General features: G+C 63.0%; 22 protein-coding genes. 11 read left to right on the top strand and 11 right to left on the bottom strand.

The features are described from left to right. Window positions 1–10 precede the first annotated feature (10 nt). The gene (gene mbfA, locus G0P99_RS14205) at window positions 11–985 is read right to left on the bottom strand and encodes an iron exporter MbfA (protein WP_164130904.1); all 975 of its coding nucleotides are present in this window, start codon (window positions 983–985) and stop codon (window positions 11–13) included. 132 nt (window positions 986–1,117) lie between these two features. On the opposite strand from mbfA, the gene G0P99_RS14210 reads away from it, so the two are divergent. Beyond that, window positions 1,118–1,735, top strand: a complete 618-nt coding sequence (locus G0P99_RS14210) for a TetR/AcrR family transcriptional regulator (protein ID WP_164130906.1) — start codon at window positions 1,118–1,120, stop codon at window positions 1,733–1,735. A 61-nt stretch (window positions 1,736–1,796) separates the two neighbouring features. Here G0P99_RS14210 and rpsO read toward each other — a convergent pair whose 3' ends face one another. The 6 genes from rpsO to rbfA form a co-directional block, all read right to left on the bottom strand. Then, window positions 1,797–2,066 carry a 30S ribosomal protein S15 gene (gene rpsO / locus G0P99_RS14215; RefSeq protein WP_093028924.1) on the bottom strand — a complete coding sequence of 90 codons (270 nt, stop codon included), beginning with the start codon at window positions 2,064–2,066 and terminating at the stop codon, window positions 1,797–1,799. A 154-nt stretch (window positions 2,067–2,220) separates the two neighbouring features. Further along, window positions 2,221–3,234 (bottom strand): calcium-binding protein, encoded by a 1,014-nt coding sequence (locus G0P99_RS14220; protein WP_164130908.1) that lies wholly within the window; start codon window positions 3,232–3,234, stop codon window positions 2,221–2,223. Window positions 3,235–3,331: 97 nt separating this feature from the next. After that, window positions 3,332–3,838, bottom strand: coding sequence for a DUF1643 domain-containing protein (locus G0P99_RS14225; protein WP_164130910.1), 507 nt, complete (start codon window positions 3,836–3,838; stop codon window positions 3,332–3,334). A gap of 227 nt (window positions 3,839–4,065) precedes the next feature. After that, window positions 4,066–4,971, bottom strand: a complete 906-nt coding sequence (gene truB, locus G0P99_RS14230) for a tRNA pseudouridine(55) synthase TruB (protein ID WP_164130912.1) — start codon at window positions 4,969–4,971, stop codon at window positions 4,066–4,068. 71 nt (window positions 4,972–5,042) lie between these two features. Continuing rightward, window positions 5,043–5,780 (bottom strand): phosphodiester glycosidase family protein, encoded by a 738-nt coding sequence (locus tag G0P99_RS14235; protein ID WP_164130913.1) that lies wholly within the window; start codon window positions 5,778–5,780, stop codon window positions 5,043–5,045. Beyond that, window positions 5,777–6,172 (bottom strand): 30S ribosome-binding factor RbfA, encoded by a 396-nt coding sequence (rbfA, locus tag G0P99_RS14240; protein ID WP_164130916.1) that lies wholly within the window; start codon window positions 6,170–6,172, stop codon window positions 5,777–5,779. The genes G0P99_RS14235 and rbfA overlap by 4 nt, the downstream gene beginning before the upstream one ends. Before the next feature lie 87 nt (window positions 6,173–6,259). Here rbfA and dapB point away from each other — a divergent pair, with 87 nt between their 5' ends. From dapB to G0P99_RS14265, 5 genes are all read left to right on the top strand, one after another. Further along, window positions 6,260–7,069 carry a 4-hydroxy-tetrahydrodipicolinate reductase gene (gene dapB / locus G0P99_RS14245; protein WP_164130918.1) on the top strand — a complete coding sequence of 270 codons (810 nt, stop codon included), beginning with the start codon at window positions 6,260–6,262 and terminating at the stop codon, window positions 7,067–7,069. Window positions 7,070–7,174: 105 nt separating this feature from the next. Next, window positions 7,175–8,599 (top strand): circularly permuted type 2 ATP-grasp protein, encoded by a 1,425-nt coding sequence (locus G0P99_RS14250; RefSeq protein WP_164130919.1) that lies wholly within the window; start codon window positions 7,175–7,177, stop codon window positions 8,597–8,599. 3 nt (window positions 8,600–8,602) lie between these two features. Continuing rightward, on the top strand, window positions 8,603–9,547 hold the full coding sequence (locus tag G0P99_RS14255; protein WP_164130920.1) for an alpha-E domain-containing protein: 945 nt from the start codon (window positions 8,603–8,605) through the stop codon (window positions 9,545–9,547). Window positions 9,548–9,550: 3 nt separating this feature from the next. Then, window positions 9,551–10,351 (top strand): transglutaminase family protein, encoded by an 801-nt coding sequence (locus tag G0P99_RS14260; protein ID WP_164130921.1) that lies wholly within the window; start codon window positions 9,551–9,553, stop codon window positions 10,349–10,351. Window positions 10,352–10,360: 9 nt separating this feature from the next. Further along, the gene (locus G0P99_RS14265) at window positions 10,361–11,092 is read left to right on the top strand and encodes a proteasome-type protease (RefSeq protein ID WP_164130922.1); all 732 of its coding nucleotides are present in this window, start codon (window positions 10,361–10,363) and stop codon (window positions 11,090–11,092) included. A 36-nt stretch (window positions 11,093–11,128) separates the two neighbouring features. Here G0P99_RS14265 and G0P99_RS14270 read toward each other — a convergent pair whose 3' ends face one another. Further along, window positions 11,129–13,330, bottom strand: a complete 2,202-nt coding sequence (locus G0P99_RS14270) for a DEAD/DEAH box helicase (protein ID WP_164130923.1) — start codon at window positions 13,328–13,330, stop codon at window positions 11,129–11,131. 149 nt (window positions 13,331–13,479) lie between these two features. Between G0P99_RS14270 and G0P99_RS14275 the strand changes: the two genes are divergently transcribed. Then, window positions 13,480–14,220: an SDR family NAD(P)-dependent oxidoreductase gene (locus tag G0P99_RS14275; RefSeq protein WP_164130924.1), complete on the top strand. Its 741-nt coding sequence runs from the start codon at window positions 13,480–13,482 to the stop codon at window positions 14,218–14,220. Here the strand turns inward: G0P99_RS14275 and G0P99_RS14280 are convergent. From G0P99_RS14280 to pepT, 3 genes are read right to left on the bottom strand one after another with little or no spacing between them, the layout of a single operon-like run. Next, a complete protein-coding gene (locus G0P99_RS14280; protein ID WP_164130925.1) occupies window positions 14,214–15,161 on the bottom strand; it encodes an ornithine cyclodeaminase family protein in 948 nt (315 codons plus the stop codon). The two genes, G0P99_RS14275 and G0P99_RS14280, sit on opposite strands and share 7 nt — an antisense overlap. Further along, window positions 15,158–16,015, bottom strand: coding sequence for an alpha/beta fold hydrolase (locus G0P99_RS14285; protein WP_164130927.1), 858 nt, complete (start codon window positions 16,013–16,015; stop codon window positions 15,158–15,160). The genes G0P99_RS14280 and G0P99_RS14285 overlap by 4 nt, the downstream gene beginning before the upstream one ends. A gap of 3 nt (window positions 16,016–16,018) precedes the next feature. Then, window positions 16,019–17,257, bottom strand: coding sequence for a peptidase T (gene pepT / locus G0P99_RS14290; RefSeq protein ID WP_164130929.1), 1,239 nt, complete (start codon window positions 17,255–17,257; stop codon window positions 16,019–16,021). Window positions 17,258–17,430: 173 nt separating this feature from the next. Here pepT and fghA point away from each other — a divergent pair, with 173 nt between their 5' ends. The 4 genes from fghA to G0P99_RS14310 all read left to right on the top strand — a co-directional run bounded on the left by fghA (window position 17,431) and on the right by G0P99_RS14310 (window position 20,815). Beyond that, entirely contained in the window at window positions 17,431–18,264 is an 834-nt protein-coding gene (gene fghA, locus G0P99_RS14295; RefSeq protein ID WP_164131178.1) for an S-formylglutathione hydrolase, read from the top strand. A gap of 3 nt (window positions 18,265–18,267) precedes the next feature. Beyond that, on the top strand, window positions 18,268–19,719 hold the full coding sequence (gene sthA, locus G0P99_RS14300; RefSeq protein ID WP_164130931.1) for a Si-specific NAD(P)(+) transhydrogenase: 1,452 nt from the start codon (window positions 18,268–18,270) through the stop codon (window positions 19,717–19,719). 28 nt (window positions 19,720–19,747) lie between these two features. After that, the gene (locus G0P99_RS14305) at window positions 19,748–20,224 is read left to right on the top strand and encodes a YaiI/YqxD family protein (protein WP_164130933.1); all 477 of its coding nucleotides are present in this window, start codon (window positions 19,748–19,750) and stop codon (window positions 20,222–20,224) included. Window positions 20,225–20,350: 126 nt separating this feature from the next. Continuing rightward, window positions 20,351–20,815, top strand: a complete 465-nt coding sequence (locus tag G0P99_RS14310; protein ID WP_164130935.1) for a GFA family protein — start codon at window positions 20,351–20,353, stop codon at window positions 20,813–20,815. The last annotated feature ends 165 nt before the right edge of the window (window positions 20,816–20,980 follow it).

Genomic DNA, 20,980 nt, shown 5'->3' on the forward strand with positions numbered 1-20,980 from the left:
GAGTGGCCGTCTAGCCGCTGCCGATCAGGACACCAGCGGCCAAGACCAGCGCACCGCCAAGAACAACCTGGAAGGCCGCGCGAAAGAACGGGGTCTCCATGTACCGGTTCTGAATCCAGGCGATGGCCCAAAGCTCGAAGAAAACGATGATCACTGCGATCGTCGTTGCGGTCCAGAAATCAGGGATCAGGTAAGGCAGCGCGTGACCCAGGCCGCCGAGTGTGGTCATCACGCCGGACGCGATACCGCGTTTGACCGGGGAACCGCGCCCCGAAAGCTCGCCATCGTCCGAGGCGGCCTCGGTAAAGCCCATCGAGATACCGGCGCCGACAGATGCGGCCACGCCCACCAGGAACGTGGTCCAGGTGTCCTGCGTCGCGAATGCCGTGGCAAAGATCGGGGCCAGGGTCGAAACCGATCCGTCCATCAGGCCGGCCAGGCCCGGCTGCACCCAGGTCAGAATGAACTGGCGCCGCGCGGTGGCTTCCTCTTGTGCGCGGCTGTCCTCATCAAGATGGGCCTCCTCCAACTCGGTTGCGGTGGCTTGATGGCCGGCTTCCGCCGCTGCCAGATCCCCCAACAGCTTGCGCGTGGCCGCATCGGTCGAGCGCGCTGCGGCGGCAAGATAGAAACGTTCGGCGTCACGCTCCATTGCTTCGGCCTCGGTCCGGATACGTTCGATCCCGAGGTTCTCAACCAGCCAGACAGGGCGGCGTGCGTAGTAGCCCGCCACATGCTCGCGTCGGATCAGCGGAATTACCGAACCAAACCGTCGCTCGTGCAGGGCGATCAACTGGGCGCGATGTTCATCCTCTTCTGCGGCCATGCCATCGAACATGCGGGCCGACGCCGGAAAGTCGGCGCGCAAAAGCTCGGCATAGGACCGGTAGATGCGCGCGTCGTCCTCTTCCGAGGAAATCGCAAGTGCGATGACTTCCTGCTCGGACAGGTCGCGGAAATGTTTGCGATAGGAAAGAAAGCGCATCCGGCACCCCAATTGGTTAGAATGATTCTAAGATATCATCGACCCGCAGGCTTGCAACCCGTTCGGCCCGAATCGTTGAAACTCTAGCCCCTGCTCCATACGTTGGAAAAACGGAATATCTGAGGAGTGAGGATGACGCAGGCCGCGACCATCGTGCGTACCGGGCGCAAGTTCGAGCAGGTGCTGAGAGGTGCGCGCGAGGTCTTTATGGCGGACGGCTTCGAAGGTGCAAATGTCGACGACATCGCACGGGCCGCCGGCGTGTCCAAGGCAACGCTCTACAGCTATTTTCCCGACAAACGGCTGCTGTTCATCGAGGTGGCGCAGACTGAATGCCAGTTGATGGCCGAACGCATCCTGTCGATGATCGACGAATCCCGCCCCGTTCGCGAAGTGCTGACAATCACTGCGACGCAGCTGGTTGCATTTCTTACATCCGATTTCGCACAACAGGTTTTTCGCATCTGTCTTGCAGAGCGCGACCGCTTTCCGGAATTGGCCCGCGCCTTTTACGCGGCGGGCCCAGAGAACGGTCAGCGCCGTATCTGCGAATATCTTGAAAAGGCGGTCGCCAAGGGCGAACTGGTTATCGAAGACATCCCGATGGCCGCCGAGCAGTTCTCGGAGCTTTGTAAGACGCGGCTTTGGACCCGGGCGGTGTTCGGCATCCAGAACCGCTTTACCCAGACGGAAATAGACGAAGTGGCGCTGCAAGCCGTCGACATGTTCATGGCGCGCTACGGCGCCTGAACGCAAAAACGCCCGCCAAAGGCGGGCGTTCCAGCAAATCCGTTTCCGGGTTTGATCCGGATCAGCGACGCAGGCCCAGACGTTCGATCAGCGACGCATAACGTGCTTCGTCCTTGCCCTTCAGGTAATCCAGCAGCTTGCGGCGCTGAGCCACCAGCTTGAGCAGACCACGGCGGCCGTGGTTGTCTTTCTTGTGGGTCTTGAAGTGCTCGGTCAGGGTCGCGATGCGCGAGCTGAGGATTGCAACCTGGACTTCCGGCGAACCAGTGTCACCGTCCTTGGTTGCATATTCTTTCATCACGCGTGCTTTTTCTTCAGCGGTAATCGACATCGGGGTCTCCTTGTGAGGTTAGAGTGAATGGCGCAGGCCGGGATGTCGTCCAGCACAGGCCCATGGAGATTGACCGCATAGGACGGGAATCCATGGCGGATGCGGGCGTATACGCGTTTATTTTTCGAAGGGCAAAGAGAAATTTCCCGAACCTTCAGTTCGGCCAGTTTTGTTGTGCAAGAACGTTCTCGCGGATCAGCAGAACATCGGACGGAAGGACTTCGTTCTCGCTGTGCAGAACTGCGACCTGCTCGCCCTCGACGATCACCCGGGTCAAACCGGGCTGGTCCGGGTCCTTGCTGATCTCGATGACGGGATTGGTATCGCTTTCGGTATTCCAGATGACCTGCAATTGATCGACGCCCGGTTCGAAATCCATGATCTGGACAGGGTCTCCGTCGGCAACCCAATGACCGGCAAAAACCGCATCTTCACCTTCGCCGGTTGTGACGATATCGCCTGCGCCGGCAAAGATCGTGTCCTGTCCGTCTCCACCATTCAGGTAGTCGACATCCTGATCGCCTGCGGCAAGTGGTGCATGGTTGGGCCCCTCGACCCCGAACAGGACATCGTTTCCGAAACCGCCGAACAGGCTGTCCGCCCCGGTCCCTCCGGCCAACGTGTCATCGCCGTGTCCGCCGTGCAGCGCATCATTGTCCGCGCCCCCGTCGAGCCGGTCGTCATCCTGTCCGCCATGAAGACTGTCCTGGCCTGAACCACCTTCCAGCAGATCGTCACCAAAATGCCCGAACAGGCTATCGTCCCCGCCCCCGCCGTCGAGCATGTCATCGCCATCCTCGCCATGGAGCAGATCATCGCCCGCATCGCCGTCGATCAGATCGTCACCTTCCGACCCAAAGATCGTGTCGTTTCCATCCTGGCCGGACAGCGTGTCGTCCGCGTCGTATCCGTTGATCTGGTCATTGCCGGCGCCGCCGGTGATCGTGTCCGTCTCTTCCGTTCCGGGAAGCACGAGGTATTCGGTCAGGTCGCCGGTTTCGTTGCCCATCGCGGCGCCTGAATTCTGTTCCACCGAAAGTTCGGTGCCAGGCTTCAGGGCAAGGTCGTCGTCACTGTCTTCGTCCGACAGATCGTCATCGGTGCCCGACGACATGAGAACCATTCCCCCGACGGCGGCCAGCCCCAACAGACTTGCGAGCATCAACATCGTGAACTCCGAACACACCTCACCCCACACCGGCAATATCTCATGACGGGGCCAGGCGGGTCAAAGTGCTTTGGATCAATTGGTTAACGGATTTGGCTCAGACCCAGGGGGCGGGCTGCTGGTTGTATCCGATGTACAGCGGATGTTTGGGGTGGCCATCCTTGGTCAGCCCAAGGTGAAACAACGGCAGGCCGGTTTCCCGCAACAGACGTTCGACATTCGGGCCGCGGTCCAGATGCGCGCCATGCGTGCCCCAGGCGGCCACGATCTGGTCCGCCCAGTCCGCGCCCTCCAGGATGGCCCGGTCATTCTCCGGCCCAACCGGATCCTGCGCTGCGCGCATCTTGCGCGGATCCGTGTCGCGCCAGGCAAAGATGTTGGTGACCCGGAAGGCGCCAAATCCAAGCGTTCTTGCCCGCCGCTCACAGCGTTCGACCGTGGGGTCGTTCTGCACTTCGGTCGCGGTCGAGGGGTTGAGCATCACGAACAGCGCCTTGGACCCGGCCGGGTCCCACACGCGGGTCAGGCTGTAGCGGTAGCGCTCGCAATCCGAGTAGACGGCGGTCGAGGGCGCATCGCCCTTGGTATGGCTGCGGGTGATCATGCGTGATCCGTCAAACTCTCAATTTAGTACCGCAAGATATGGCTATGTTCCCGTTTGTGCCATTGTCGCCTGACTATTCCAATGCAGACTGCAATCCCACCGAATAAGTAATCGCGCAATCTAGCTTCAATAGTGCTTTCCGGAACAAAGAAGCCATCCCGAGCAGGTTAAATCTTTAGTCGCTTCTGTGCTGTCTCAAGGCGAAATAAAAGGTCAACGCAAGTAAGTTAGGCGACGAAGACCCGGACCGGGTGCAATTCGCCAGATTTGTAGATCCCAACCGCCACGGCGCGCCCCTCGAACGAGGCCCATGCCTCGTCGCCGTACTCTGCCTCACCGGGATAGACCATGCCGGGGTTGCCGTTGCGCAGGCGCACGACTCCCTCGGGTGTGCATCTGAGTTCCGGCAGGTCGGCCAGCCCGGCCTCCAGAGGCAACAGGTGTTCGTCCAGCGCGGGCGTCTTGGCCAGCGCATCGACTTCTTCAAGGCTGATCCCATCCTCGGCCTCGAAAGGGCCCGACCAGATCCGGCGCAGCTCTTTCACATGGCCGTGGCAGCCCAGCGCCGCGCCCAGGTCGCGGGCGATGGCGCGGACATATCCACCCTTGCCACAGGTCATCTCCAGCACCACGTGGTCGGCGTCGGGGCGGTCCACCAGCACCAGTTCCTCGACCCACAAAGGGCGGGCTGCGATTTCGAACTCGGCGTCGTCGCGGGCCAGCTTATAGGCGCGCTGGCCGTCGATCTTGACCGCTGAAAACTTGGGCGGAACCTGCATGATTTCACCAAGGAAGGGCAGCAGCGCCTCCTTGATCTGCTCATCGGTCGGGCGCTGGTCGCTCTCGGCGATCACCTCGCCCTCGGCGTCGTCGGTATTGGTGGCCTGTCCCAGCCGCACGGTGAACACATAGGCCTTCAGCGCATCGGTGATATAGGGGACGGTCTTGGTCGCCTCGCCCAGGGCGATGGCCAGAACACCCGTGGCCTCGGGGTCGAGCGTGCCCGCATGACCGGCCTTGTTGGCGCCCAGCGCCCAGCGCACCTTGTTGACGACGGCGGTCGAGGTGATGCCGGCGGGCTTGTCCACCACCAGCCATCCCGAGATATCGCGTCCCTTGCGTTTGCGTGCCATGTCGTCCTCACTGGGTCCAAGGCGCGCCGGTTAGCCCATTGTGAAGAGGCTGTCAAACCGCGCGGGCGCGGTCACGGACCGCTTGCCACCACGCCCACGATCGGGCCCATCGAAAAGCCCGGATCCGAGCGCCCAAGCTGTGGAACATAAAGGCGCGAGATGTTGCCGTCGAAGTAAAGCGCATTGGGCACCTTCAGAACATCCCGGAACAGGCTGCCGAATTCGTGGAATGTCACGGTATTGCCGGAAATGGCAAAAACCGCCCTCGTCCCATCGGCGCTGGTACCGACCCCGTTGCGGATATAGCGCGATGTCGAATCCGGCAGGAACCGCGGATGCAAGGCGCCGTCGATCACCAGCATCGGCCCGGACTGGGTGGCAAAGGCGCAATCAGGCCGATCCGCATCATAGGCCAGCGTCTCGATCACATCGGCGCGCCCTGCCCGGATGCAGAAAACACCATTGGGTAACAGACCAAAGTTGCCCGGCCCCGCATTCGGGATAACGCGTTTCTGTTCCTTGCCGTTTTCGATATAGTGCCCGACCGGAGAACGGTCGGTGTGATACATGCCCGCGTTCATCGCAAAGGCCAGCCGCGTGCCTTCGGCTCGCAGGGTCGAGTCCACGGCAGAGAACTGGCCCAGAAGCTTGCCCTGGTCATCGTTGAGGAACAGGCGCAATTCTTCGGCGCGTGGATCGACCTCGCACACGGTGTACAGATTGCCCTGATGCGTCAGGTCGCGACATTCCACCGCCGCCGCAGGCCCCGCCGCGGCAAACGCCAGAAAAGCCGCGACACAGCGGATCACTCGTCCAGATCGCGGCGCACCGCGTCCTGATCGAATATCCGCCGTGTCTCATCGAGCCGATCAAAGGTTTCGTCCAGCCGGAATCGCAGATCCGGGGTGAACTTCAACCCCAGCTTCTTGCCGACCACCCGACGCAGCTCGTTCTTGTTGCGCGCGAGGAGTTGCAGCACATCCTCCTGCCCCTTGCCCCCCAGCGGCAACACAAAGGCGGTCGCGATCTTCAAATCGGGCGAGGTGCGCACTTCGCCCACGGTGATCGACAGACGGTTCAGGTCGGGATCGTGCACGTCGCCGCGCGCCAGCACCTCGGACAAGGTGCGGCGGATTACTTCGCCGACGCGCAGCTGCCGCTGTGACGGGCCGGGACCATCATGAAACTTGTTCTTTGCCATGGTTTCGATCTACGCCCAAAGCCGGGCTTTGCCAAGCGGCCCTGAACAGGCTAGGACGCATAAGGCCAAGGACAGGAAGGACACGCCATGACCCATATTCCAGGTATCGTGATCACCGGAGCGTCAGGCCGTATGGGGCAGATGCTGGTGCAAACCGTGACCACCAGCGACAAGGTCCGTCTGGTGGGCGCGGTCGAGCGTCCGGGCCACGACTGGATCGGCCGGGATGTGGGCGAGGCGATGGGCGGGCAGCCTCTGGGCGTCACCGTCACAGACGATCCGCTCGAGGCATTTGCGCGCGCCCAGGCGGTGATCGACTTCACCGCGCCCGCCGCCACGCTGGAATTTGCCGCGCTGGCCGCGCAGGCCCGTTGCGTGCATGTGATCGGCACAACCGGCATGACACCTGAGCAGATCGCGGCGTTGGAGCCCGCATCGCGCCACGCCGTGATCGTGCGTGCCGGCAACATGAGCCTTGGTGTCAACCTGTTGGTGCAATTGACCAAGAAGGTCGCTGCCGCCCTGGACGAGGATTTCGATATCGAAGTCATCGAGGCGCATCATCACCACAAGGTCGATGCGCCCTCGGGCACCGCGCTGATGCTGGGTGAGGCTGCCGCCGAAGGACGCGGCGTGGATCTGAAGGATGTGTCGGATCGCGCCCGCGATGGAATAACCGGTGCCCGCACGAGAGGGGCCATCGGTTTTCACGCCATTCGCGGCGGCGATATCGTAGGAGAGCACGACGTGCTGTTTGCCGCGCCGGGCGAGCGAATCGTGCTCCGCCACATCGCCACCGACCGGGCAGTGTTTGCGCGTGGGGCGCTCAAGGCCGCGTTGTGGGGGCAGGGCAAGACGCCGGGCCATTATGATATGGTCGATGTTCTGGGGCTTTGACACCAGAACCGGAGAATGCCCAGGTTTTAATCGTTTCATGTGAATCGCGGTGACGCGTTCGGCAATGCCATTGTCTTTCGGTTCGGCTGGCATAAACTGACCCTTATGAAACAAGGTCAATTGTTCGACGAAATGTGGGGGCAGGACGGCGCGCTGCGCGAGGCCTATTCCGATTTCAACACATGGTTCGCGGGCCAAGAGCCCTCTCGATTGCGCAAGAAACAGGCAGAAGCAGAGCGGCTGTTCCGGCTGACTGGCATCACCTTCAACGTCTATGGGCGGGCCGAGGCGACAGAACGGCTGATCCCCTTCGACATCATTCCGCGCATCATCTCGGGGCGGGAATGGTCGCGCCTTTGCCGTGGCATCGAACAGCGGGTTCGGGCGATCAACGCCTTCCTGCACGATATCTATCATCGCCAGGAAATCATCCGCGCCGGTCGGTTGCCTGTTGAAATGATCGCCAAGAATGCGGCGTTCCTGCCGCAGATGATCGGCGTTTCGCCGCCGGGTGGTGTTTATACCCATATCGTCGGTATCGACCTTGTGCGTACCGGCCCTGACGAATTCTTCGTGCTTGAGGACAATGCGCGCACCCCATCGGGCGTGAGCTACATGCTTGAGAACCGGGAGACCATGTTGCACATGTTCCCCGAGTTGTTCTCGCAAAACCGGGTTCAGTCGGTTCAGAACTATCCAAGGCAATTGCGACGTTCGTTGGCGGCTTGCGCCCCGGCGATGTCCGGGGACAGGCCCACCGTGGCGGTGTTGACACCGGGCATCTACAATTCGGCCTATTACGAACACAGCTTCCTGGCCGACAAGATGGGGGTCGAATTGGTCGAAGGCCATGACCTGCGGGTGGTCGATGGGCGCGTCGCAATGCGCACGACCCGTGGATACCAGCCAATTGATGTGCTTTACCGCAGGGTCGACGACGATTTTCTGGATCCGCTGAATTTCCGTCCCGATTCGGCGCTGGGCGTTCCCGGTATCCTGGATGTCTATCGCTCCGGCGGGATCACCATTGCCAACGCCCCGGGAACTGGCATCGCCGATGACAAGGCGATCTATTCCTACATGCCCGAAATCGTCGAGTTTTATACCGGCGAAAAGGCGTTGTTGAAAAACGTGCCAACATGGCGCTGCAATGACCCTGAAAGCCTCGCCTATGTGCTCGACAACCTGGCCGAGCTGGTGGTGAAAGAGGTCCATGGTTCGGGTGGCTACGGCATGTTGATCGGCCCGACGTCTTCGAAACGCGAACTGGAGGAGTTCCGCAGGAAACTCAAAGCCAAGCCCAGCAACTATATCGCCCAGCCGACGCTGTCCTTGTCGACCGTGCCGATCTTTACCAAGGCAGGGCTTGCGCCCCGGCATGTCGATTTGCGCCCCTTTGTCCTGGTCTCGCCGCAAGGTGTCGATATCACCCCCGGCGGCCTGACACGTGTGGCGTTGAAAAAGGGCAGCCTTGTGGTGAACTCCTCGCAAGGGGGCGGCACCAAGGACACCTGGGTGCTGGAGGACTAGGACATGCTGGGAAAAACCGCAGGCGGCCTCTTCTGGATGTTCCGCTACCTCGAACGCTCGGAAAACACGGCACGCCTGATCGAGGCGGGTCAGCGTATCGCGCTCACCCGCTCCAATTCTGCCGATGACGAATGGGCCAGCGTGCTGCAATCGGCAGGCGCCTATGGCGGATTTGTCGATATCCACGGCACCGAGATCAGCCGCGATGGCGCCATCGACTGGATGTTGCGCGACCCGGACAACCCGTCTTCGGTCCTGAACATGGCCGAAGCCGCGCGCAACAATGGCAAGACGGTCCGCACGGCGCTGACGCGCGAAGTTTGGGAAAGTATCAACGAGAACTGGATGACGCTGCGCGATGCGCTGGCGCGCAAGGTCCCTGAACGTGATCTACCCGATGTGCTGGCCCTGATCCGGCAGCGCTCGGCTTTTGTGCGCGGCGCCATGCATGGCACCATGCTGCGCAACGACATCTATGATTTCGCCCGGATCGGCACGTTCATGGAGCGGGCCGACAACACCGCTCGGATTCTGGACGTGAAGTATTACGTGCTGCTGCCCTCGGTGGTCGCGGTTGGAACGTCGATCGACAATGTTCAGTGGCAGACCATCCTGCGCTCGGTCTCGGCCGAAGGCGGGTTCCACATGACATTCGGCCAGGATGCCCGGCCACGGGAGATTGCGCAGTTCCTGATGCTCGACAAACGGATGCCGCGCAGCCTGGCCTTCTGTGTTGGCAAGATCCGGGACAACCTGGGATACCTGGCCGATGACTATGGCGCGCGTCTATCCTGCCATGATCTGTGTGACCAGTTGGCCGAACACACCATGTCGCATACCATTGACGAAATCATCGAGATGGGACTGCACGAGTTCATCAGCGATTTTCTGAAATCCCTTGCCTCGCTCGGCAGCCAGATCGAAACCGATTACAGGTTCTACAACTGACCCATGCGCCTCAGTATCAGCCATACCACTCGCTACGCCTATGACCAGCCGGTCCCATATGCCTTGCAGCAATTGCGGGTCACGCCAAAGTCCGGGCATGGACAGGCCGTCCACAATTGGACGGTGACCGTCGAGGGCGGGCAAAAGGAAGCAAGTTTCGAAGACCAGCACCACAACATTGTCGACCTGATCAGCTTTGCCCCGGGCACCACCCAGATCGCAGTGCATTGCAGTGGCGTGGTCGAAGTCGAGGAGAACCACGGCGTCATCGGTCAGCATGGCGGCTATATGCCGATGTGGATGTTCCTGCGCGAGACTGATGTCACCAAAGCCGGGCCCATGGTCCGCAAGCTGGTCTCCGGTGTGGACGGCGAGCCGGGCAGTCTGGGCTGGATGCACGCGCTTTCGGCGGCCATTCACGGGGCGGTGGCCTATGAAACCGGAAGATCCGAGGTCGGCTGGACAACCGAAGATGTGCTCAGCGCCGGGCATGGTGTCTGCCAGGACCACGCGCATGTGTTCATCGCCTGCTGCCGTCATATGGGCATACCCGCCCGCTATGTCTCGGGCTATCTGATGATGAACGACCGCATCGAGCAGGAAGCGACCCACGCCTGGGCCGAGGCCAACGTGGACGGGTTGGGCTGGGTCGGCTTTGACGTGTCGAACGGCATTTCCCCCGACACCCGCTATGTGCGTGCTGCAACAGGGCTGGACTATGCCGAGGCGGCTCCGGTATCAGGGACGCGGTTCGGCACCGCGGGCGAGACCCTTACGGTGCAGGTTCAGGTCCAGCAGCAGTAAAGGCATGCGATGACATATTGCGTAGGGATGCGGCTCGGTCACGGGCTGGTCTTCATGTCGGATACCCGCACCAACGCGGGAGTCGACAACATCTCGACCTTTCGCAAGATGTTCACGTTCGAGGAACCTGGCGAGCGTTTCATCACCATCCTGACCGCAGGCAATCTCGCCACAACGCAGGCGGTGATTTCCATCCTCGAGGAACGCACCAAGGCCCCCGCCGACCGCAGTCCTTCGATCATGGAGGCGCCCTCCATGTTCCAGGTGGCGCGGCTGGTTGGCCAAACCCTACGCGAGGTGATCGCGGCCAACGCCGAGACCGGGCAGCGGGCCGATGCGGCCTTTAACGCGACGATGATCGTCGGCGGCCAGATCGCGGGCAATCCGCCGCGCCTTTTCCTGGTCTATCCCGAAGGCAATTTCATCGAGGCCGGCGACGATACCCCCTATTTCCAGATCGGGGAAACCAAGTACGGCCGCCCGATTCTGGTCCGGGCCTATGAGCCGGATATGAGTTTCGAAGCTGCGGTAAAACTGCTGCTGGTCAGTTTCGATTCCACGATCAAGGCAAACCTGTCCGTTGGTTTACCGCTCGACCTGCAACTCTACGAGACCGACAGTTGCAAACAGGGGCTGACGCGCCGGATCGACGCCGAAGACCCCTATTTCCAGACCATCTCGACCGGCTGGGGTTCGGCCCTGAAACTCGCCTTCGACAGTCTGCCTGACATCACGCTCTGATCTGCCGCCCACAGGAGTGGACGGCAGCGACAGGCCTTATCCCTTCCGGCGCGGCGGGGCGTCGCCGCCGCGACCTGCCGGTTTGCCCGAGGGGCGTGCGCCAGGCTTGGCTGGTTTGCCGGAACCGGGCTTGGCAAACCGTGCGGGTTTTGTGCCTTCCGAACTGTTGCTCCGGAAGGGCTTGCCGCCCTCGGGTTTCGCGAAACGCGCCGGTTTTCCACCTTCGGATTTGCTACCGCGAAACGGCTTGTCGCCTCCCGGTTTACCGGGGCGGGACTGTTTGCTGCCATCCGGCTTGGCGAACCGGGCCGGTTTGTCCCCATCCGGCTTTGCCGCGCGGAAAGGTTTGCCGCCACCGGGCTTGCCTGCGCGGAATGAACGGCTGCTGTCCGCTGCGGCGAATGAAGCCGGGCGCGCGCTCTTGAACGGTTTCTTGGCTGCGGGCTTCGCCTCGACCAGTGCCGCGCGCTCGGCAGGTTTGTCCGATACCGGTTTGGGGCGCGGCTTGGCCGTCTCCTGTGCAACTACGTCTTTCTTCGGTTCCGGTGCCGCAACGGGCGCTTCGCGAGCGGTATCGCGCGGCGGGCGCGATTCCTTTCGGGGTGGCCGGGGTGTCCGCTCTGTATCGCGGTCAAAACGCTTCTTGGGCGCCCGCGCACGCGGTTCGTCGGCCGGCGCGCCGTCCATCGCCTTTGCGGTAATCTCGCCTTCGAGCACACCATTCGGACCAATATGGGCAAGGAAACCCTGAAGCGACGCCTCAGTCAGTTCCACATGGGTCTCGTCCGCCTGCATCCGGATCTTGCCGATCTGGCTTTTCTCCAGGTTACCGGCGCGGCAGAGCAGCGGCAACAGCCAGCGCGGTTCTGCCCGCTGATTCCGCCCGACTGACAGAGCGACCCAGGCCGACGGCCCAAAGTTCGCAGCAGGATCGGTGCGCACAGGCGCGCGGTTCAGTTCCTCGGGCGCAGTCAACCCGGCGCGGTGCAAGCGCAAACAGGCGATCGCGATCTGCTCGGCGCTGAACCTCTGCATCAGATCGGCGGCGAAACGGGTTTCATCCTCGGCCACTTCGGCGGTCCACATCGGATCGTCCAGCAGCCGGGCCTCGTCCTTGGCCAGAATATCCTCGGGCGTCGGCGCAAAGGTCCATTCCGCCTCGATCTTGGCCCATTTCAGCAGCCGCTGCGCCTTTTTGGCGATCTTGTCCGACACGATCAGCGCCGAGATCCCCTTGCGCCCGGCCCGGCCGGTCCGGCCCGAGCGGTGCAGCAGCCCTTCGGTGTTGATGGGCAGATCGGCGTGAATGACCAGATCCAGGTTCGGCAGGTCGATACCACGCGCGGCGACATCGGTCGCCACGCAGACCCGTGCCCGCCCGTCGCGCATGGCTTGCAGCGCATGGCTGCGCTCGTCCTGACTCAACTCGCCTGACAGGCTGACCACCGCAAACCCACGGTTGGCAAACCGCGCGGTCAGACGGGCGACGGCGGCGCGGGTATTGGCAAACACGATCGCCGTGGGCGCATCGTGGAACCGCAGCAGGTTGATGATGGCATGTTCGGCGTCATGCGCCGCCACCTGTACCGCCTGATAGGCGATATCGGCGTGCTGGCTCTTGGCCGAAATCGTCGAAACGCGCACGGCCTCGCGCTGATAGGTCTTGGCCAGTTCCGCGATGGCGGGCGAAACGGTGGCCGAGAACATGAGCGTGCGGCGACCCTCGGGTGCCTCGCCCAGCATGAACTCCAGATCCTCGCGAAAGCCGAGGTCGAGCATCTCGTCGGCCTCGTCCAGAACCACGGCGCGAATGTCGCTCAGGTCCAGCGTGCCGCGCTCGATATGGTCACGCAGGCGGCCCGGCGTGCCGACAACGATATGCGCGCCGCGTTCCAGTGCGCGCCGTTCGGTGCGGGCATCCATGCCGCCGATACAGGTGGCCACGCTGGCGCCCGTGCGGGCATAGAGCCAGATCAACTCGCGGCTGACCTGCATGGCCAGTTCGCGCGTCGGTGCCACGATCAGCGCCAGCGGCGCGGCAGGCGGGTCCAGGCGAAGGGCCTCGCCCAGCAGTGTCGGCGCGATTGCCAGGCCAAAGGCCACGGTCTTGCCCGAACCGGTCTGCGCGGAAACAAGCAGGTCCGCTTCGGTCAGTTCAGGAGCAGTGACGGCCTGTTGCACGTCGGTCAGCGTGTCAAAGCCGCGTTCGGCCAGGGCATCGAAAAGTGGGGAAGTCATCAGGGGAATGTCCAGCAGGGCGCGGGACTCACCCGTCGCAAAGATAGCGCATATAGGGGAGGCAGACGTGTTTGTCCATGCCTTGCGCTCGGGAAGGATTGCGAAACGCAGGCCGCTTCTGTTTGCTGGCGGTCGGGAGGACAACAAACATGAAACTGGCAGGAAAGCGGGCCTTTGTCACCGGCGGCAGCCGCGGCATAGGGCGCGGTATCGTCGAGGCCCTGTGCGCCGAAGGCGCCGAGGTCAGCACCTGCGGGCGCGGAGGCAGGCCAGAGGATCTGCACGTCCATGTCCACTGGCACCAACTCGACGTCGCGGATCCGGTGGCGGTCGAGGCGCTGGCCCGTTCCATCGGCGGCACCGATATCCTGATCAACAATGCGGGGGTGCAGGTTGAAAAAACGGTGGTCAGCAGTTCCGACGCCGATTGGGACGCCGTGATTGGCACCAACTGCCGGGGCGTGTTCAACATGTGTCGCGCCTTCATCCCTCGGATGGGGCCGGGCGGCAGCATCGTGAACATCGGCTCTATCTCGGGGCAGTTCGCCGATCCCTCCATGGCTTTGTACAACGCCTCCAAGGCATTTGTGCATGGCCTCACGCGGTCCATCGCCGTCGACCATGGCCCGGACATCCGGTGCAACGCGATCTGCCCCGGCTGGATCGAGACCGGCATGCTGGAAGCCGCGTTCGAGGCCTCCTCGGATCGGGCGACGGCACGTCGCGATGCGCTGATGCGGCACGCGGCGCGGCGGTTTGGCCGGCCCGAGGACATCGCGGCCATGGCGGTCTGGCTCGCCTCGGATGACGCGTCCTTTGTCACCGGTCAGCTTTTCACGGTCGATGGCGGGTTGACGGCGGCCTCGCCGATCAACCCCGGGCTTTATTGAACCGCGCGCCAGACGTGATCCGCGCAGGCGAGATCCTGCGCCGCGATCCCGAGCGAGCGGTAAAGGGTGATCGCGTCGGCGCTGCTGCGCCCCGTCACGCCGCCGGCCAGAACCTCACCGATCTCTCCGCGCACATGATCCTTGGTCATCGCACCGCTTTCCAGCGCCGAGATGATCTCACGCGCCTGAGCAAAGGCAGAGGGGCGGTAATCGGTGTAAAGCTCGGATTTCAGCAGCAGCGCCTCGTCGATCTCCTGCATCGACGGGATCGAGGCGCCGACCGCGTTCACATGGGTGCCAGGGGTGATCCAGTCGCCGTGCAGAACCACCGAAGGCGAGGAGGTCAGCGTGCAGACGATATCGGCCCCATCGGCTGCATGTGCCGCATCCGGCGCGGCGGCAAAGGCGATATCGGGGTATTGCTCCGACATCCGGTCTACGAAATCGGCGGCGCGGCCGGGCGTGCGCCCGGCGATTCTGATTTCGGAAATCTCGCGCACCAGTGTCAACGCGGCGATATGGCTTTCAGCCTGTTCGCCCGTGCCAATCAACGCCAGCACCCGCGCGTCAGACCGCGCCAGCGCCCGTGTCGCCACGGCCGTGGCGGCGGCGGTGCGGATCGCGGTGATCGCATCGGCATCCATCGACACGCTGGGTCGCCCGGTTTCCGGGTCGAACAGCAGCACCGTGCCGATATGTGAACTGAGCCCCTTGGCGGGATTGCCGGGAAAGAGGCTCAGCACCTTGATGCCATAGACCGTCGGGTCGCTCAGCGCGCCGGGCATCACGCCCAGCCGGTTGGTTCCGTCGATATCCATCACCGTGCGCAGCGGCAGGTTGGCCTTTCCCTGCGAGACCCGGACCATGGTTCCGGCGACGATCCTGATGGCGTCTTGCATGGAAAGGTGGCGGCGGACGTCTTCGGCACTCAGCACTTTCATAGCAGACTTTCCTCGTTGGCAGGCCAGATCGCTTGATCCGTCGGCAGACCCAGAACCTCGCGCAAGAGTGCGGTATAGGCGCCGGGACGGGTGACATAGGGAAAATGGCTGGCAGCCCGGAACCTGTAGGCGCGGATGGGGTTCAGCGCGGAGCGCAGGCTCTCTCGCATCGGTGGCATGATCAGATGGTCGTCATCGCTTTGAACCGTAAAGATGCGGTCGCGGGGCAGGCTCTGTGCAGGCAACTCCGGCGCGGTTTTCAGGGCCTGCAACCGGGCGCGCAATTCGTTTTCAGGTATGCGTCCGCGCACCTCTTGCAGCAAGAGCGGCGCCAGATCGCAATAGGCGTGGCCGGGAGTTTGCCAACCCGCCAGCCCCGCCTCGAACCCGGCGCGCAATTCGCCGATCGGCGTGGCTGCGAGGTCCAGCGCATAGGGTGGCACCCGGTCGATGCCCCGGGCCGAGGCCAGCGTGTTGGCCGCTACCAGCCCGCCGCTCAGCGCCGGTTCCGTGGCGGTCAGATACTGTGCCAGATAGCCGCCCAGCGACGAGCCAAGCACGGTCGCGCCCCGCATTCCGGCATCCGCGATCATTTGCGACAGATCCGCCGCCCAATCGCCGATCCCGCCCGACGCCGGATAGCTGACCGCGAGGATGCGCGCCTCACCCGACAGGGCCGTGATCTGTTGCCAGAATATGTCGGCCCGGCCCAGCGTGCCGGGGATCAGCACCAGCGCGGGGCCGCTCTGTCCCGTCCGGATCACTCCCCAGTCGCGGCCATTCACGACATTGCGGGTTTCCGAGTGCAGGGCCGCAAACTTGTCGCGTTCGGCTATCAGGTCTCGCTCGCCCAAGCCTCAGCCCTTTGCCGCCATCTGCGCCAGAGTCAGGCAGGTGCGTGTGGCGGTTGCCATGTCCTGTACCGAAATCCATTCCAGCGGGCCGTGGATGCATTGCATACCGGTAAAGATATTGGGCGTCGGCACCCCCATTTCCGTCAGGCGGGATCCATCGGTGCCACCGCGGATCGGAACCGAGATCGGCTCTATCCCCTCGGCCTTGGCCGCCGCGCGGGCCAGGTCGACGGGTGTCATGTCCTTTTCCAGCCAATAGCGCATGTTACGGTATTGCGGATAGATCTCGCACTTGATCGCCGCGCGCGGCTCGCCCGCCTGCACGGCGGCGCAGACCTGGCGCAGCAACTCTCCCTTGGCGGCCAGACCATCGCGTTCGAAATCGCGCAGGATGAACTTGATCACCATCTCGGATGATCCGCCGTCCATGTCTGTGGCGTGGATGAATCCGTCCCGGTCGGCGGTGGTTTCGGGGGTCATCGTCGCCTGGGGCAGGGTTTGTACAATCTTCGAGGCAAGGTGGATGGCGTTGACCATCTTCTCCTTGGCCCAGCCCGGATGGATCGACACTCCCGTCACCGTCACCACCGCGCGGTCCGCCGAAAAGCTCTCGTATTCGATCTCTCCCACTTGGCCCCCATCCAGCGTATAGGCGAAATCGGCGCGCAGATCCTTGGGCAGACGCTCGTTCACGCCATGCCCGATCTCTTCGTCGGGGGTAAAGGCCACGCGGATCGGACCGCGCGCGATATCGGGGCTGTTCAGCAGGTGCCGCGCCATGGTCATGATGATAGCCACGCCCGCCTTGTCATCGGCGCCCAGCAGCGTGGTGCCCGAGGCGGTGATTAGGTCGTGACCGATCTTGTCCGCCAGATAGGGGTGCTCGGCGGGCGACAACACCAGCGCGGGATCGTCGGGAAAGGTGATGTCGCCGCCATTGTACCCCTTTATCACGCGCGGCTTGACTCCACTGGCGTTGAATTGCGGCGCGGTGTCGACATGGGCCAGAAAGCCAACGGTCGGCCCCGGTACGGTGCCCGGAATGGTGGCCAACACGACGCCGTAGTCGGTCAGTTCCACATCCTGTGCGCCCATCTCGACCAGTTCGTCGCGCAATAGATTCAGCATGTCGAACTGGCAAGCGGTGCTGGGCGAGGTGGGCACGCTCTCGTCGCTCTGGCTGTCGATGGCGGCATAGCGCACGAGACGGTCCTGAAGTTCCTGGTCGAATGGGTTTTGCATGTCACCTCCTGCGGTTGCCGCGATCAAAGAGGTGGGGCCGGGACAAGTCAAGCGGGCCGCTGCGCCACCGCCGAGTGCCGCAAAAAGACGGGGCGGACCGGCCAGCATGCTTTACCTCTGGGCCCCAGACCGCTAGCCATTGCGGGAAATCAGAGGGAAAGGACCGTGCCATGATCGAAACCGTCTCGGAAAACGCCTGTTTCGGGGGAGTTCAGGGGGTCTATCGCCATGCCTCCGCAGTCACCGGTTGCGACATGACCTTTGGCTTGTTCCTGCCGGCCGAGGCCAAGGACGGTCCGGTGCCGGTGCTGTGGTATCTGTCGGGCCTGACCTGCACCCATGAAAACGCCATGGTCAAGGCAGGTGCCCAGGGTTGGGCCGCCGAACAGGGAATTGCCCTTGTGTTTCCAGATACTTCGCCTCGGGGTGAGGGCGTGGCCGACCACCCCGATTACGATCTGGGTCAGGGTGCGGGCTTCTATGTGAACGCCACCCAGGAACCCTGGGCGCCGCATTTCCGCATGTGGGATTACGTGGCCGATGAACTGCCTACGCTGCTGGCCGAACATTTCGCAATCGACCCCGAGCGGCAGGCGATCACCGGTCATTCCATGGGCGGGCATGGCGCGCTGACGCTCGCGATGAACCTGCCGGGGCGCTATCGCTCGGTCTCGGCATTCGCGCCGATTTCGAATCCGACGGGCAGCGATTGGGGCCGCAAGCAGCTGACCGCCTATCTGGGCACGGACGAGGCGGCCTGGGCCAAACATGACGCATCGCTGATGATGAAACAGGCAGGGTTCGATGGGCCGATCCTGATCGACACCGGCACCAGCGATCAGTTCATCGACCTCTTGCGTCCCGAGGCGCTGGCCGCCGCCATCGCCGAACGTCGTCAGCAGGCGACGGTGCGGCTGCAACCGGGGTATGACCATTCCTATTTCTTCGTCTCCAGCTTCATGGAGGACCATGTCTCGTTCCATGCCGATGCGCTTTATCGGGATTGAGCCATGAACGGCCACGACTATGACCTGATCATCATCGGGTCCGGCCCCTCGGGCCGGGCCGCAGCGATCCAGGCAGGCAAGCTGAAACGCCGGGTGCTGGTGATCGACCGCAAGGACCGGCTGGGCGGTGTCTCGGTTCATACCGGCACGATCCCGTCCAAGACGCTGCGCGAAACGGTGCTGAACCTGTCGGGCTGGCGCGAGCGCAGCTTTTATGGCCTGTCCTACCGGGTCAAGGACCGGATCAGCGCCGAGGACCTCAAGGCGCGGTTGCACATGACGCTCGATTACGAGGTCGATGTGCTGGAACACCAGTTCAACCGCAACCATGTGGACACGCTGAACGGGCTGGCGCGCTTTGTCGGCCCGCACGAGATCGAGGTCGCGACCGAGGCCGGGGACACCACCCGCCTGACCGCGTCCAAGTTTCTGGTCGCCACCGGAACCAAGACCTATCGCCCTGATTATGTTCCATTTAATGGGCGCACCGTGGTCGATGGCGACGAGTTTCTGGAGATGGCCGAGATCCCCCGTTCGCTGGCCGTGATCGGGGCCGGGGTGATCGGGGTGGAGTATGCCACCATGTTCTCGGCGCTGGATGTGCGGGTGACGCTGATCGAACCGCGCGAGACGTTTCTGGACTTTATCGACCGCACCCTGATTCAGGATTTCACCCATCAGATCAGGGAAAATGGCGTCGATCTTCGGCTGGGCTCGGCGGTAGAAAAGATCGAGGATGCAGGCGATCATGTCGAGATCAGCCTGGCCAACGGGCGCCATGTGCGGGCCGAAATGCTGCTGTTTGCCGCCGGGCGGATGGGCGCGACCTCGGCGCTGAACCTCGACGCGGTGGGGCTGAAGACTGACCACCGCAACCGGATCACGGTGGAGCGCAAGACCTATCAGACCGCCGTGCCGCATATCTATGCAACTGGCGATGTGATCGGGCATCCGTCGCTGGCCTCGACCTCTTTGCAGCAGGGACGGGTGGCGGCGTGCCATGCGCTGGAGACCCCGACACTGCCGGAAAGCCCTTGGTATCCTTACGGAATCTACTCGGTCCCCGAGATGTCCACCTGTGGCATGTCCGAGGAGGAATTGCAGGAGCGCGGCATTCCCTATGAGGTGGGCGTGGCGCGGTTCCGCGAGACCTCGCGCGGGCATATCATGGGGCTGGAACATGGCATGCTGAAGATGCTCTTGTCCTTGAAAACAAGGCGGGTTCTGGGGGTGCAGATCGTCGGCGAAGGAGCCACCGAACTGATCCATATCGGGCAGGCTGTGATGAACCTGAAAGGCACGGTGGATTACTTCGTCCAGAACACGTTCAACTATCCGACGCTGGCCGAAGCCTACAAGATCGCGGGGCTGGATGCGTTCAACCGGATGCCGATCCCCAAGGAGTTCAAGGTGCGCCGCAAGGAGGGCACGCAACCGGAAAACCCGGAGAATTGACCGTTTTGTACCTGTCCCGGAGGGTCAATTGACCGTTTTGTACATCGACGCCGACGCCTGTCCGGTGAAATCCGAGGCCGAGCGGGTCGCCACCCGGCACCGGCTGCGCATGGTCGTGGTGTCGAACGGGGGCTTGCGCCCCTCGGCCAATCCGCTGGTCGAGACGGTGGTGGTGTCCGAGGGGCCGGACGTGGCCGACATGTGGATCGCCGAGCGGGCGGGGGTGGGGGACGTAGTGGTCACCGCCGATATCCCGCTGGCGGCGAAATGCGTGGCGGCGGGGGCGCGGGTGTTGCGGCACAGCGGCGAGGCATTCACCCCGGCCAATATCGGCCAGCAGTTGGCCATGCGCGACCTGATGGCCGATCTGCGCGCGGCCAACCCGCTGGGTATGGCGGGCGGCGGCAAGCCGTTTTCCAAGGCCGACCGCTCGCGGTTTCTGGATGCGCTGGAGCGCGAGATCCGTGCGGCGCTGCGGGACGGGCAATCGCGCCCGACGCCCTGAGGGATGCGCGTGCCGCGCCCGCAAAGCGGCGGTTGGCACGAATTGCCCCGCGCTGGAAACCGTGGTCCGTGCTAGGCTGCGGGTATCCTGCGACGCGTGTCGCGGACCCTTTGGGAGGGGCGGAACATGGAACACCAAGCCACACATGTGACGGGCGGCTGCCTGTGCGGCAGGATCAGGTACGAGGCGGAGGTTTTCCTGCACAACGGGTATATCTGCCATTGCACGATCTGCCAGCGCAGTACCGGCCAGCCCGCCGAGATCACGGTGCTGATCAAGGCGGGCACGTTGCATTATGTTGGCGAGGAACCTCGCTATTACGTGTCCTCGGGTGACGGCAAGCGCGGTTTTTGCGCTGAATGCGGGTCGCGCATCGTCTGGCAGGCGTTGCGGGCCGAGGATGACTGGTTGACGAATGTCACGGTGGGCAGTCTGGACCGCCCCGCCCAGGCCAGGATGACGCGGCATATCTATGCCGATACGCAACTGCCCTGGTACCATGTCTGCGAAGAGCTGCCGAAACTGACCGGGCAGGATGCCGACGCGCTGATCGAGATGCTGCGACAGGAGCATCGCCCGGACCGGGCCTGACCCGAAAAGGAGGGCAAGGCTTCGCCTCGCGGTCCTGAGTGAGTGCCCGGACATGAAGGGGTTACGGGGCCGTACCTGCCCTGTGTTCATCTTGTTGTGATGGTCCGCTTTTGAGTATTTCTGACCGGAAAGAAGCGGGTCGGGTTCAGCCCGCCGGTTCGGTTC

The sequence above is a fragment of the Ruegeria sp. PrR005 genome, assembly GCF_010500245.1.
Taxonomy (GTDB): Bacteria; Pseudomonadota; Alphaproteobacteria; order Rhodobacterales; family Rhodobacteraceae; genus Ruegeria_B; species Ruegeria_B marisflavi.